Source organism: Nocardioides panacihumi, assembly GCF_039530925.1.
In the GTDB taxonomy this organism is placed as follows: domain Bacteria; phylum Actinomycetota; class Actinomycetes; order Propionibacteriales; family Nocardioidaceae; genus Nocardioides; species Nocardioides panacihumi.
This window is the reverse complement of record NZ_BAAAPB010000002.1, coordinates 1,085,447-1,098,028: the sequence shown is the minus strand read 5'-3', so window position 1 is coordinate 1,098,028 and position 12,582 is coordinate 1,085,447. Positions and strand designations below refer to the sequence as shown.

General features: G+C 69.6%; 13 protein-coding genes. 8 read left to right on the top strand and 5 right to left on the bottom strand.

Annotated elements, in window-relative coordinates; all coding sequences use genetic code 11:
• On the bottom strand, nt 1-1,459 hold a 1,459-nt coding region (locus ABD205_RS14540; protein ID WP_344045835.1), incomplete at its 3' end, for an MFS transporter.
• 67 nt (nt 1,460-1,526) lie between these two features.
• Here ABD205_RS14540 and ABD205_RS14535 point away from each other — a divergent pair.
• The gene (locus ABD205_RS14535; protein ID WP_344045833.1) at nt 1,527-2,297 is read left to right on the top strand and encodes a DUF3027 domain-containing protein; all 771 of its coding nucleotides are present in this window, start codon (nt 1,527-1,529) and stop codon (nt 2,295-2,297) included.
• Between the two features lie 7 nt (nt 2,298-2,304).
• Here the strand turns inward: ABD205_RS14535 and ABD205_RS14530 are convergent, their stop codons facing one another.
• A complete protein-coding gene (locus ABD205_RS14530) occupies nt 2,305-2,574 on the bottom strand; it encodes a DUF2530 domain-containing protein (RefSeq protein ID WP_344045832.1) in 270 nt (89 codons plus the stop codon).
• 78 nt (nt 2,575-2,652) lie between these two features.
• Here ABD205_RS14530 and ABD205_RS14525 point away from each other — a divergent pair, with 78 nt between their 5' ends.
• The 7 genes from ABD205_RS14525 to trmB all read left to right on the top strand — a co-directional run bounded on the left by ABD205_RS14525 (nt 2,653) and on the right by trmB (nt 9,808).
• Nucleotides 2,653-3,096, top strand: a complete 444-nt coding sequence (locus ABD205_RS14525) for a MarR family winged helix-turn-helix transcriptional regulator (RefSeq protein ID WP_344045830.1) — start codon at nt 2,653-2,655, stop codon at nt 3,094-3,096.
• The gene (locus ABD205_RS14520) at nt 3,093-4,397 is read left to right on the top strand and encodes an MFS transporter (protein ID WP_344045828.1); all 1,305 of its coding nucleotides are present in this window, start codon (nt 3,093-3,095) and stop codon (nt 4,395-4,397) included. The genes ABD205_RS14525 and ABD205_RS14520 overlap by 4 nt, the downstream gene beginning before the upstream one ends.
• 161 nt (nt 4,398-4,558) lie before the next feature.
• Nucleotides 4,559-4,930: a 30S ribosomal protein S12 gene (rpsL, locus tag ABD205_RS14515; protein ID WP_205473893.1), complete on the top strand. Its 372-nt coding sequence runs from the start codon at nt 4,559-4,561 to the stop codon at nt 4,928-4,930.
• Between the two features lies 1 nt (nt 4,931).
• Nucleotides 4,932-5,402, top strand: a complete 471-nt coding sequence (rpsG, locus tag ABD205_RS14510) for a 30S ribosomal protein S7 (protein ID WP_344045825.1) — start codon at nt 4,932-4,934, stop codon at nt 5,400-5,402.
• Between the two features lie 80 nt (nt 5,403-5,482).
• Complete coding sequence (fusA, locus tag ABD205_RS14505) at nt 5,483-7,597, top strand: elongation factor G (RefSeq protein WP_344045823.1); 2,115 nt, start codon at nt 5,483-5,485, stop codon at nt 7,595-7,597.
• Nucleotides 7,598-7,669: 72 nt separating this feature from the next.
• Nucleotides 7,670-8,863 carry an elongation factor Tu gene (gene tuf, locus ABD205_RS14500; RefSeq protein ID WP_344045821.1) on the top strand — a complete coding sequence of 398 codons (1,194 nt, stop codon included), beginning with the start codon at nt 7,670-7,672 and terminating at the stop codon, nt 8,861-8,863.
• Between the two features lie 168 nt (nt 8,864-9,031).
• Nucleotides 9,032-9,808, top strand: a complete 777-nt coding sequence (gene trmB / locus ABD205_RS14495; protein WP_344045819.1) for a tRNA (guanine(46)-N(7))-methyltransferase TrmB — start codon at nt 9,032-9,034, stop codon at nt 9,806-9,808.
• Nucleotides 9,809-9,898: 90 nt separating this feature from the next.
• Here the strand turns inward: trmB and ABD205_RS14490 are convergent, their stop codons facing one another.
• Genes ABD205_RS14490 through ABD205_RS14480 form a run of 3 tightly spaced genes read right to left on the bottom strand, consistent with a single transcriptional unit; the run spans nt 9,899 to nt 12,564 of the window.
• Nucleotides 9,899-10,819: a hypothetical protein gene (locus tag ABD205_RS14490; RefSeq protein WP_344045817.1), complete on the bottom strand. Its 921-nt coding sequence runs from the start codon at nt 10,817-10,819 to the stop codon at nt 9,899-9,901.
• Between the two features lie 41 nt (nt 10,820-10,860).
• Nucleotides 10,861-11,700 (bottom strand): glycoside hydrolase family 16 protein, encoded by an 840-nt coding sequence (locus ABD205_RS14485; protein ID WP_344045815.1) that lies wholly within the window; start codon nt 11,698-11,700, stop codon nt 10,861-10,863.
• Nucleotides 11,701-11,751: 51 nt separating this feature from the next.
• Entirely contained in the window at nt 11,752-12,564 is an 813-nt protein-coding gene (locus tag ABD205_RS14480; protein ID WP_344045813.1) for a LamG domain-containing protein, read from the bottom strand.
• Nucleotides 12,565-12,582: the final 18 nt, after the last annotated feature.

Below are 12,582 nucleotides of genomic sequence, written 5' to 3'. Positions count from 1 at the left end.
GATCCGGGTTCGGGTCGCGATAGACGGACCCGAACCCGGATCTCGACGGACCAGAACCCGGACCTCGACGAGGGCGCGTGACCAGCACGTACACCGTCCAGGCGGTGAGCACGGCACACGCCACGCTCATCCCGAGCCGGGCGTTCAGCGGCAGCGCGATGCCGACGAACCCACCGATGACCCAGGCGAGCTGCAGCGTGGTGTCCGACCGTGCGAAGGCCGACGCCTGCACGGACCCGGGGATGTGCGCCTGGATCGAGGAGTCGAGTGAGAACTTCGCGAGCGCCTGGCCCAGCCCGGCGACGAGCCCGAGCAGGGCCAGCAGCGGCACGGAGTAGAGCAGCGCGGCCGTGAGAGCCACGCCGGCATCGGCCAACATCACCACCGAGACGGCGACGGCGGGACGGATGCGTCGCATGATCGAGGCGGCCACGACCCCGAGGAGGTTGCCGAGCCCCGCAGCCCCGGCGACGATCGCGAGCAACAGCGTCGAGGACCAGCCCTCGATCGGGTGCTCCTGCAGCAGGAACGCCATGAACATGAGCAGGAAGCCGTAGAGCCACTTCGGCGCGCAGTTGGCACGCAGTGCGTACGCCACGCTGGCCGGCATCCGCATCCGGAGCCTGCCGCTCGGCGTCTCGCCCTCGTCACGGAAGCTGAGTCGGCCCTCGCCGGCGCTCGAGTCGACCTCCGGCGGCAGCCGGATGGCCGTGATCGTCGCCGCGACGAACAGCAGGAACGCATAGCGCAGCACCCACTCGGGCCCGGCGAGGGAGGCGAGGCCGGCGAGCGGGGCCGACACGGCCACGCCGACGATGCCCGCCATCGAGACGCGGCCGTTGGCCTTGACCAGCGTGAAGTCGCGGGGGAGCAGTCGGGGGACGGCCGCGGCCCGCGTCACGCCGTACGCCTTGGAGGCGACGAGCACGCCCAGCGCGGCGGGGAACATGGCGGGCGACTGGTCCGGGAGGGCGCCGGCCAGCACCCAGCACAGGAACGCCCGCACCGCCATCGTCGCGCCGATCGCCCAGCGCCGTCCGTGCGCGAACCTGTCCAGGAACGGCCCGATCAGCGGCGCGACGATCGCGAACGGCAGCATCGTGAGTCCGAGGAAGAGCGCCACGCTCTCCCGCGACGAGCCGCCGCCGCTCGGCACCTGGAAGAACAGCGACCCGGCGAGCGAGATCGCGACCGCCGCGTCGCCTGCGGTGTTGAAGGCGTGCATCTCGATGAGGCGGTTGAGCCCGGAGTCGGCCGCGCCCTGCGCGTCGGCCGCCCGCCGGGCCTGCCGGAACACGTAGCGCCCGAAGCGCCCGACGCCGCGCCCCGCGCTCCCGACCCCGTGCGCCACCTTGCGCGCCGGCCCGCCCGATGACTGGGCCTGCGCCTGCGACGCGCCAGGGTGCGGGTCGCGCCAGCGCTGACCCTTGTCCTGCTGAGCGTCGTGCGGAGCCGTCACGCCTCCATCCTGCCCGCTCCCACCCCCCGAACTGACAGCAGACGTGCCGATGCGTGAAGATGTGGCCGTGAGCACCCAGGTGAGCCAGACCGAGCCGACCGCCGTCGGTGCGGTCGACGCCGCGCGGACCGCCCTCGTCGAGGAGGTCGGCAGCGCCGACGTCGGAGGTCACCTCGGCCACGTGGTCGAGGGCGACGCCGTCGTCACCTACCTGTTCGCCTGCAAGCGCGCCGGGTACGTCGGCTGGCACTGGTCGGTGACGCTCGTCGAGCTCCCGGGCGAGGCGCCGACGATCGACGAGCTGGTCCTCATCCCGGGTGACGAGGCGATCGTGGCCCCTGCCTGGGTCCCTTACCGCGAGCGGATCAAGCCGGGCGACCTGTCCCCGGGCGACCTGCTGCCGGTCTCCGACGAGGACCCGCGGCTCGTGCCGACGTACGCGTTCGGCGACGACCCGCTCGACGCGGACGCCAAGGCGCAGGTGCGCCAGGTCGCGCAGGACCTCGGGCTCGGCCGCGTCCGCACCCTGTCGGTCGAGGGCCGCGACGCCGCCGCCCAGCGGTGGTACGCCGGCCAGGCCGGCCCCGCCGCACCGATCGCCCAGTCGGCGCCGCACCACTGCCACTCCTGCGGCTTCCTGCTCCGGATCAGCGGCTCGCTCGGAGAGACCTTCGGCGTGTGTGCCAACGGTGACGCGAACGACGACGGCCGTGTCGTGAGCATGGACCACGGATGCGGAGCGCACTCCGAGGTGCGGCTGGCCAAGAAGCACGAGCCGCAGCCACTGCCCGAGCCGGTCGTCGACGAGCTGACGCTGGACCTGCTCGAGACTTTCTGAGGGCCGCTCAGCGCTCCTGGCGGTGCGCTCGCCGCCGGCAGACCTCGACGCCGATCAGGCCGAGGCCGAAGCCGGCCATGCAGGTCCACAGCCACCAGGTCCGCCCGGAGTCGGCGAGTCGTCCGTAGAACGGAAGAAGCCCGACGAAGGCGACGGCCCACAGTGCCGTGCCGACCATGACGGTCCGGATGCCGTCGACGTCGAGCGGTGCGACGTCGGCGATCAGGTAGGACTTCTTGCCGATCCGGTGAGCGGCGGGCTCGTCGTACTCCTCCACGGCGGCAACGCTACCGCCTGGCCGGGCGCACGCGTCACCAGGGAATGCTTAGCACCGCTAATGAGTTACGCTAACGATATGACGACGAGCAGCGTGAGCAGGACGGACGCCGGGCTGGCGTCGACGCTCAGACTCTCCGTGATGCGACTTCGGCGCCGCCTGGTGGCCGAGCGCGATCCCGGCAACGACCTCAGCATCGGCCAGATGGCGGTGCTCGGCTCCCTCAACGCCAAGGACGAGCTCACCGTCGGTGAGCTCGCCGCGCGTGAGCGGGTGCAGCCACCGAGCATGACGCGGACAGTCGGCTGCCTGGCCGACGGTGGCTACGTCGAGCGGCGCTCGAGCGAGTCCGACCGGCGTCAGGTCATCGTCGCCATCACCGACAAGGGACGCAGGACGGTCAAGGCCGACCGCGCCCGGCGTGACGAGTGGCTCGCGCAGCGGCTCGCCGCCCTCACCCCCTCAGAACGTGCCGCGCTCCGCGAGGCGGCCCCCATCCTGGAGAAGATCAGTCAGTTTTGAGCCCCACCTTCCGTGCACTGAGCAACCCGAACTACCGGCTGTACCTGGCCGGTAGCGTCGTCTCGAACACCGGCACCTGGATGATGCGCGTCGCCCAGGACTGGCTCGTGCTCAGACCGCTCGACGGTGGCGGCTCGGCGGTCGGCATCACCACCGGGCTCCAGTTCCTGCCCGTCCTCATCCTCACGCCGTACGCCGGGGTGCTGGCCGACCGGATGCCCAAGCGGCGGCTGCTGCAGATCACCCAGGCCACGATGGGGCTGTTCTCCCTCCTCGGCGCTGTCGTCGCCATCACCGGGCACAGCCACCTGTGGTTCGTCTACCTCTGCGCCCTGGGGCTCGGCGTGGGCGCGGCGTTCGACGCCCCTGCCCGGCAGTCGTTCGTGAGCGAGATGGTCGGCCCCGAGCACCTCACCAACGCCGTCGGCCTCAACTCCGCGAGCTTCAACGTCGCCCGCATCCTCGGCCCGGCCCTCGCCGGCCTGATGATCGGCGCGCTCGGCTCGGGGCAGGAGGCGACCGGTTGGGTGTTCGCCGTCAACGCGGTGTCCTACCTGGCGGTGATCGCCCAGCTGCGCAGGATGAACCCGGCCCTCCTGCACACCTCGAAGCTGCGCGGGCGCGGCCCCGGAGCGCTGCGCGAGGGTGTGACCTACCTGCGCGGCCAGCCCAAGATGCTGTTTGTGCTGGTGCTGGTGTTCTTCGCCGGCACGTTCGGCATGAACTTCCAGATCACCAGCGCACTGATGGCGACCGACGTCTTCCACAAGGGAGCGGGCGAGTTCGGCATCCTCGGCTCCACGATCGCGATCGGTTCGCTCACGGGCGCCCTCATGGCGGCCCGGCGCACGCGGATCCGGCTGCGGCTGCTCGTCGCGGCGGCGGTCGGCTTCGGGGTGGCCGAGATCGTCGCGGGGTCGCTGCCGTCGTACCTGCTCTTCGCGCTGTTCAGCCCGGTCATCGGGTTCTGCACGCTGACGCTGCTCAACTCGGCGAACGCCACCATGCAGCTCCAGTCCGACCCCCTGATGCGGGGTCGCGTGATGGCGCTCTACATGACCGTGGTCCAGGGCGGGACCCCCGTCGGCGCCCCGATCATCGGGTGGATCGGGGAGACGTTCGGCGCGCGCTGGACCCTGTGGCTGGGAGGCGGAATGACGATCGTGGGGGCCGTGCTGGCGATCGCGCTGTTCAGCCGGCTGACCGGCGGGCTCGCCAGCGTTTTGACCCCCTATCGGGCGCCCGGTAATCTTTTTCCTCGTGTCTGGGACGACCAGACCGTCGCGCGTGCCCGCAGGTAGACCTCACCCAAGTTTGAGGAGGCTGGCACGCCCATGACAAGGGCGACACGCCCGACCTCGGGGGCGACGGGTGGGCGGTATCGCACCACCTTGACACGGCAACACCACCCTCCGCGGCAGAGCGCTGCGGAGAGAGAGTCGAACAGAAGGGGAACCACCAGGTGCCCACTATCAACCAGCTGGTCCGCAAGGGCCGCCAGGACAAGGTGTCGAAGAACAAGACGCCTGCCCTGAAGGGGTCTCCGCAGCGCCGTGGCGTCTGCACCCGCGTCTACACCACCACGCCGAAGAAGCCGAACTCCGCTCTCCGCAAGGTCGCCCGCGTGCGCCTCAGCTCGGGCGTCGAGGTCACCGCTTACATCCCCGGCGTCGGCCACAACCTCCAGGAGCACTCGATCGTGCTCGTCCGCGGCGGTCGTGTGAAGGACCTGCCCGGTGTCCGTTACAAGATCATCCGCGGCACCCTCGACACCCAGGGCGTCAAGAACCGCAAGCAAGCCCGGAGCCGTTACGGCGCCAAGAAGGAGAAGTGAGATGCCTCGTAAGGGTCCCGCTCCCAAGCGCCCGATCGATGTCGACCCGGTCTTCGGCTCGCAGCTGGTCACCCAGCTCGTGTCGAAGGTCCTGAAGGACGGCAAGAAGCAGGTCGCTCAGCGCATCGTCTACACCGCGCTCGAGGGCTGCCGCGAGAAGACCGGCACCGACCCCGTCCTGACGCTCAAGCGCGCGATGGACAACGTCAAGCCGGCCATCGAGGTCAAGTCCCGCCGCGTCGGCGGTGCGACCTACCAGGTCCCCGTCGAGGTCAAGGGCAACCGCGGCACCACGCTCGCGCTGCGCTGGCTCGTCGGCTACTCCGCTGAGCGCCGTGAGAAGACCATGGCCGAGCGTCTGCAGAACGAGATCCTCGACGCGAGCAACGGCCTGGGCGCCGCTGTGAAGAAGCGCGAGGACACCCACAAGATGGCCGAGTCCAACAAGGCCTTCGCGCACTACCGCTGGTGAGCTGAGGAGCGGTACGCCGGCTGGCCGGCGTACCGCTCCACCACCGCACCAACTCCTACTTCCTAAGGAATTCGCAGACAGTGGCTGTCGACATCACCACGGACCTGAAGACCGTCCGCAACATCGGCATCATGGCGCACATCGATGCCGGTAAGACCACCACCACCGAGCGCATCCTGTTCTACACCGGCATCACCTACAAGATCGGTGAGGTCCACGAGGGCGCGGCCACGATGGACTGGATGGAGCAGGAGCAGGAGCGCGGCATCACCATCACGTCGGCCGCGACGACCTGTTGGTGGAAGAACCACCAGATCAACATCATCGACACCCCGGGACACGTCGACTTCACGGTCGAGGTCGAGCGCGCCCTGCGCGTCCTCGACGGCGCCGTCGCCGTCTTCGACGGTGTGGCCGGCGTCGAGCCGCAGACCATGACCGTGTGGCGGCAGGCCAACAAGTACGCCGTCCCGCGGATGTGCTTCGTCAACAAGCTCGACCGCACCGGTGCCGACTTCTACCGCGTCGTCGACTCGATCGTCGAGCGCCTGAACTCCACCCCGCTGGTCCTCCAGCTCCCGATCGGCGCCGAGTCCGACTTCATCGGCGTCGTCGACCTGGTCGAGCAGCACGCCAAGGTGTGGCGCGGCGAGACCCAGATGGGCGAGGACTACGTGGTCGAGGAGATCCCGGCCGACCTCCTCGAGAAGGCCGCGGAGTACCGCGAGAAGCTCGTCGAGACCGTCGCCGAGGCTGACGACGACATCATGGAGACCTACCTCGAGGAGGGCGACGTCTTCGACGCGGCCACCCTCAAGGCCGCCATCCGTCGCGCGACCCTCGCCGACAAGCTCAACCCGATCCTGTGCGGCACCGCCTTCAAGAACAAGGGCGTCCAGCCCCTGCTCGACGCGGTCATCGACTACCTGCCCTCGCCGGTGGACGTCGACGCGATCGTCGGCCACAAGCCGAACGACGAGGAGGTCGAGATCTCTCGCAAGCCGAGCGACGACGAGCCCTTCTCCGGCCTGGCCTTCAAGATCGCCTCCGACCCGCACCTCGGCAAGCTGATCTACGTCCGCGTCTACTCCGGCAAGCTGGAGGCGGGCACCACAGTGGTGAACTCCTCCAACGGCCGCAAGGAGCGGATCGGCAAGGTCTACCAGATGCACGCCAACAAGCGTGAGGAGATCGCGTCGGTCGGCGCCGGCCAGATCGTCGCCGTCATGGGCCTGAAGGACACCAAGACCGGTCACACGCTGTCCGACCCGGCCAACCAGGTCGTGCTCGAGTCGATGACGTTCCCGGCCCCGGTGATCGAGGTCGCGATCGAGCCCAAGACCAAGGGCGACCAGGAGAAGCTGGGTGTCGCCATCCAGCGGCTCGCCGAGGAGGACCCGACCTTCGTCGTCAAGACCGACGAGGAGACCGGCCAGACCATCATCGCGGGCATGGGCGAGCTCCACCTGGAGATCCTCGTCGACCGGATGAAGCGCGAGTTCAAGGTCGAGGCGACCGTCGGCAAGCCGCAGGTCGCGTACCGCGAGACCATCCGCAAGACCGTCGCGAACCACTCGTACACGCACAAGAAGCAGACCGGTGGTTCGGGTCAGTTCGCGAAGGTCGTCGTGTCCCTCGAGCCGAACATCGACCCCGAGACCGGGACCGGTGCGGGCTACGAGTTCGCCAACAACGTCTCCGGCGGCCGCGTGCCCAAGGAGTACATCCCGTCGGTCGACCAGGGTGGCCAGGACGCCATGGAGTTCGGTGTCCTCGCCGGCTACCCGATGGTCGACGTGAAGTTCTCGCTCGAGGACGGCGCCTACCACGACGTCGACTCGTCCGAGCTCGCGTTCAAGATCGCTGGCAACCAGGCCTTCAAGGAGGCCGCACGCCAGGCCAAGCCGGTCCTGCTGGAGCCGGTGTTCGCCGTGGAGGTGACGACCCCGGAGACCTTCCTGGGCACCGTCATCGGCGACATCAACTCCCGCCGTGGCCAGATCCGGGCACAGGAGGAGCGCTTCGGCGACATCGTCGTCAACGCCCTTGTGCCCCTGTCCGAGATGTTCGGGTACGTTGGCGACCTGAGGTCCAAGACCTCCGGCCAGGCTTCGTACTCGATGGAGTTCGACTCGTACGCCGAGGTTCCCACGAACATCGCCGACGAGATCATCAAGAAGGCTCGCGGCGAGTAATCGCCGTACGGCCCTCGGCATCACCCAGCTCAGTACGAGTCACGTAACAAAACACACCAGGAGGAGCCCACAGTGGCTAAGGCGAAGTTCGAGCGGACCAAGCCGCACGTCAACATCGGTACTATCGGTCACATCGACCACGGCAAGACCACGCTGACCGCGGCGATCACCAAGGTCCTGCACGACAAGTACCCGGACCTGAACGCCGCTTCGGCGTTCGACGAGATCGACAAGGCTCCCGAGGAGCGTCAGCGCGGCATCACCATCTCGATCGCGCACGTCGAGTACCAGACCGAGGCGCGCCACTACGCGCACGTCGACTGCCCTGGTCACGCGGACTACATCAAGAACATGATCACCGGCGCGGCCCAGATGGACGGCGCGATCCTCGTGGTCGCCGCCACCGACGGCCCGATGCCGCAGACCCGTGAGCACGTGCTGCTCGCGCGCCAGGTCGGCGTTCCCGCCCTGGTGGTCGCGCTCAACAAGTGCGACATGGTCGACGACGAGGAGCTCATCGAGCTCGTCGAGATGGAGGTGCGCGAGCTCCTCAACGAGTACGAGTTCCCGGGCGACGACATCCCGGTCGTTCGCGTGGCCGCCTTCCCGGCGCTGCAGGGCGACGCCAAGTGGGGCGAGTCGATCCTCGAGCTCATGAACGCTGTCGACGAGGCCATCCCGACCCCCGAGCGTGAGACGGACAAGCCGTTCCTCATGCCCGTCGAGGACGTCTTCACGATCACCGGTCGTGGCACCGTCATCACCGGTCGTATCGAGCGCGGCATCGTCAAGGTCGGCGAGGAGGTCGAGATCGTCGGCATCCGCGAGGGCTCGCAGAAGAGCACCGTCACCGGTGTCGAGATGTTCCGCAAGCTCCTCGACGAGGGCCAGGCCGGTGAGAACGTCGGTCTGCTGCTTCGTGGCACGAAGCGCGAGGACGTCGAGCGCGGCATGGTTGTCATCAAGCCGGGCACCACGACCCCGCACACCAACTTCGAGGCCTCGGTCTACATCCTCTCGAAGGAGGAGGGCGGCCGTCACACGCCGTTCTTCAACAACTACCGTCCGCAGTTCTACTTCCGTACGACGGACGTGACCGGCGTCGTTACCCTCCCCGAGGGCACCGAGATGGTCATGCCGGGTGACAACACCGAGATGTCGGTCGAGCTCATCCAGCCCATCGCCATGGACGAGGGCCTGCGGTTCGCGATCCGTGAGGGTGGCCGCACCGTCGGCGCCGGCCGGGTCACCAAGATCACCAAGTGATCATCTGAAGCAAAGTGGAGGGTCCCCGAGCCGCAAGGCGAGGGGGCCCTTCCCTTTTCCAGCCGAGTCGGCGGAACTTCGCTCGCGAGCACAGCGAGCAGCGAGGTTGCGCCGACTCGGCGTTTCCAGAGCGCGAGGTTGCGCCGACTCGACGAGAGGATGGAACCCATGTCCGACGACAAGCACGGAAAGCTCGCGCGGTCGCGGGCGGGCGATCCCGCCGGGCGGAGCCCCGAGGGCCGGCCGCACGTCCGGCTGACGGAGGACGGGCGCCCGCTGCGCGAGGTGCTGTCGTACGCGCGCCGCGGCAGCCGCTTCACCGCCCGGCAGGCCGGCGCGTGGGACCGGCTGGCGGCCGACTGGGTGTTCGGTGCGGAGGCCGTGGAGGGGCTCACGGGTCCTCTTGACGCGGCCGGCTGGTTCGGACGCGAGGCGCCGCTCTACGTCGAGATCGGGTCGGGGGTCGGCGAGACCACGGCGTCGTACGCCGCGGCGCACCCCGACGTCAACGTCCTCGCGTTCGAGGTCTGGCTGCCCGGTGTCGCCGACACGCTGGCCCGCCTCGAGGCGGCCGGCGCGACCAATGCCCGGCTGTGCACCGTCGACGCTGCCTGGTCGCTGACCGAGCTCTTCGCGCCGGGGTCGATCACCGAGCTGTGGACGCTCTTCCCCGACCCGTGGCACAAGACCCGGCACCACAAGCGCCGCCTCGTCAACCAACCGTTCATCGGCACCGCGGCCTCGCGCCTGGTCGAGGGCGGCGTCTGGCGCCTGGCGACGGACTGGGCCGGCTACGCCGACCACATCGCCGAGGCGATGGCGACGGAGCCGTCACTGGTGGGCGGCCTCGTCGAGCGATGGACCGAGCGCCCGCTGACGAAGTTCGAGCGGCGCGGCCTCGCGGAGGGGCGCGACATCGCCGACTTCGCCTACCGGCGCCGCTGACCCACCCCCGAGACGTCAATCCCCGCGGCCCGAGACGTCAATCCCCCCGGCCCGAGACGTCAATCCCCGCGGCCCGAGACGTCGATCCCGTCAGCAACCGGGTGCCGGGCTCGCGGTGGTCGCGGTGAGACCCGGCGCGTGCCTCAGCGCACGCACCTTCTTCCTCGCCTTCGTGGTCCGCTTGAGCGTCCAGTAACGGGCCCAGTCGAGCTGGGTCATCGCCGGTGCCATCTGCGGGCTCGTCGCGAGCAGGGACAGACGCAGGTGCAGCGGCTTGCCGATCAGCGCCGCGGGGCGCGACTCGCGCCGGATCACACGGCCGTCGAGGAACCACGAGATGTGGTCCCTGCCGACCTCGACCGCCCACACCCGCCAGGCGCCGACGTGCTCGTCCTGCGTGCCGTTCCACTTGACGACGTCGAAGAGCGGGCCGACCGGGGTGGCGGGCGCGCTGGCCCGGAAGCCGGGCCGCGTCACGCCGACCCGTGCCGTGCGCCCGGCGGTCGCCGGGTCGTAGCCGGCCATCAGCACGGACTCGGGCGCGCACCGGGTGGCTCGGGTGCCGGTCGGCACGAGCTCGATCTTCACCTGGTAGGGCGCCCCGCTCGGCGTTCGCTGGTTGCCCGTCTTGCTGCGGAAGCGCACCTCCCAGCGGCCGGTCCTGTGCGAGCGGTTCCAGTCGGTGTACAGGTCGCCGCTGTGCTGCTCGATCTGCAGGGTGCCGAACTTGTCCGACCAGGCGAACGGTGTTCCGACGTGGGACCACGTGCGCGGCGGCCGCGCTCCGTCGGCGGTGATGAACTCGTTGCGCGTCGCCGCCGGATACCAGCCGTACGTCGACCCGGCGTGGATCAGCTCGTAGCGGTTGCAGCCCGACGCCCTGCCGCACGAGCCGGCCGCGGCCGGACCGGCGGTGCCGACCAACGGGAGGGCGAGCGCGGAGGCGAGCAGGGGGACGGTGACCGCGGCGGCGAGCCGGATCCGGAGACGCGAAAGGTGGCGCGGGAACACCCGCGCCACCTTAGGCGAATCGATCGGTGATGTCAGATTGTTCAGCAGGCGTTGAGGTACCGCTTCGGGGTGGTCGCGGGAGCCTTGATCGACTTCTTGTTCTTCTTGTGCATGGTCCAGTACCGGGCCCAGTCGAGCTGCAGCCGGGTCTTGTTCATCGCGTGACCGGGAGCGGCGACGAGGGCGGCCTGCATCGTGTACTTCCGGCCGGAGAGGGCCGCGGGGCGCCGCTCGGTGCGCACGACGTGGGCGTCGATGAACCACGAGATGTGGGTGCGGGTGACCTCGACGGCGAACTCGTGCCACTCGTCACCGCCGACCTTGCGCGACAAGGTCTGCTTCGCCGCGAAGCGGTTCGCGGGGAGGGTGTGGATGTTGAAGTTGGCGGTGTGCGACTGCTTCGGCGAGTAGTCGAGGAAGTCGATGTCCTGCGCACCGCAGTGGCGCTGACGCTTGCTCTCCGGCACGAGCGAGAGCATGACGCGGTAGTCGGCGTTGCCGCTGGTCTCGCGTGCGGTGCGCATGCGGACCTCCCAGCGACCCTGCCGGTAGCCGACGCCGGTCCAGACGGTGCGGGCGTCGCCGGCGTGCCCCTTCGGGGCGACCAGGGTGAGCATCCCGTTCTGCTGGTAGAGCTTGGCGCGGCCCGCCTTGTGCCACGAGCTGGGCGCCTTGCGGCCGCCCTTGAACTCGTAGCGGTGCAGGACCGGATACCAGCCGTAGGTGGCGCCCGCGTGCACCAGCTCGAACGAGGTGCAGCCGCTCGGGCGTCCGCATGGGTAGGCCTGAGCGCTCGGCAGCGCCGACGTGAAGAGGCTCAGGAAGAGCCCCAGCGCCGCCCCGAGAGCGGTCAGTGGCATGACCAGGTTCTTTGAGAACATCCGGGCACCCTAACCCGATCGCCGCGAGGGATCGAGTTGACGCCGTCGGGCTCAGCAGGCTCCGGCGTACGTTCCGGCGGCCGGCGCCGGAGCGTCGACGGGCAGCTTGCTCGGCCTGCTGAGGGTCCAGTAGCGCGCCCAGTCCAGCTGCACGCGGGTGGGCTGCATGGCTGCTCCCGGCGTCGACACGAGGCTGACCTGCATGCGCAGCGGGACCGAGAAGAGGGCGGTGCTGGTCGGCTGCGTCGCGACCACGTGGGCGTCGACGAACCAGGAGACGTGGTCGGGCGCGACCTCGACCGCGAACTCGTGCCACTGGTCGGACCCCACTGTGCGCGCGGTCGTCGTCGACGCGTCGAACGAGAGATCGGGGAGGGCGTGCACGGAGAAGCCGGCACTGTTCGGCGCGGCGGGGGAGTAGTCGAGCAGGCTGACCTGCTGCGCCCCGCAGTGCGTGGCCTGGGCGCTGGCCGGCACGAGCGCGACCCGCACCCGGTAGTCGGTGAGGCCGGTGCGGCGCGCCCTGAGCCGGTTGGTGCGCATCCGCACCTCCCAGCGGCCCTGCTTCCTCGCGGTCCCGGTCCAGATCGTGCTGATGTCGCCGCGCCGGCCCTGCAGCGTGAGCATCCCGTTCGTCGTCGTCAGCGTCCCGAGGCCGGTGTGGCGCCACTCGGCGGGCACGCCGCCCTTGAACTCGAAGCGCCGTGCGACCGGATACCAGCCGTACGTCGCTCCGGCGTGGATCAGCTCGAACGCGGTGCAGCCCGACGGCCTGCCGCACGAGCCCGGCGTACCCCCGCTGGCGGGCGCGAGCGGCAGCAGGCTGACCAGGAGGAGACCCAGAATCGCGAGACGACGGCGCACGGACCGAACACTAGGCGG

Coding starts and splice junctions, on each gene's coding strand:
- rpsG (WP_344045825.1), top strand. CDS start 4,932: ATGCCTCGTAAGGGTCCCGCTCCCAAGCGCCCGATCGATGTCGACCCG.
- ABD205_RS14525 (WP_344045830.1), top strand. CDS start 2,653: ATGACGACGAGCAGCGTGAGCAGGACGGACGCCGGGCTGGCGTCGACG.
- ABD205_RS14485 (WP_344045815.1), bottom strand. CDS start 11,700: ATGTTCTCAAAGAACCTGGTCATGCCACTGACCGCTCTCGGGGCGGCG.
- trmB (WP_344045819.1), top strand. CDS start 9,032: ATGTCCGACGACAAGCACGGAAAGCTCGCGCGGTCGCGGGCGGGCGAT.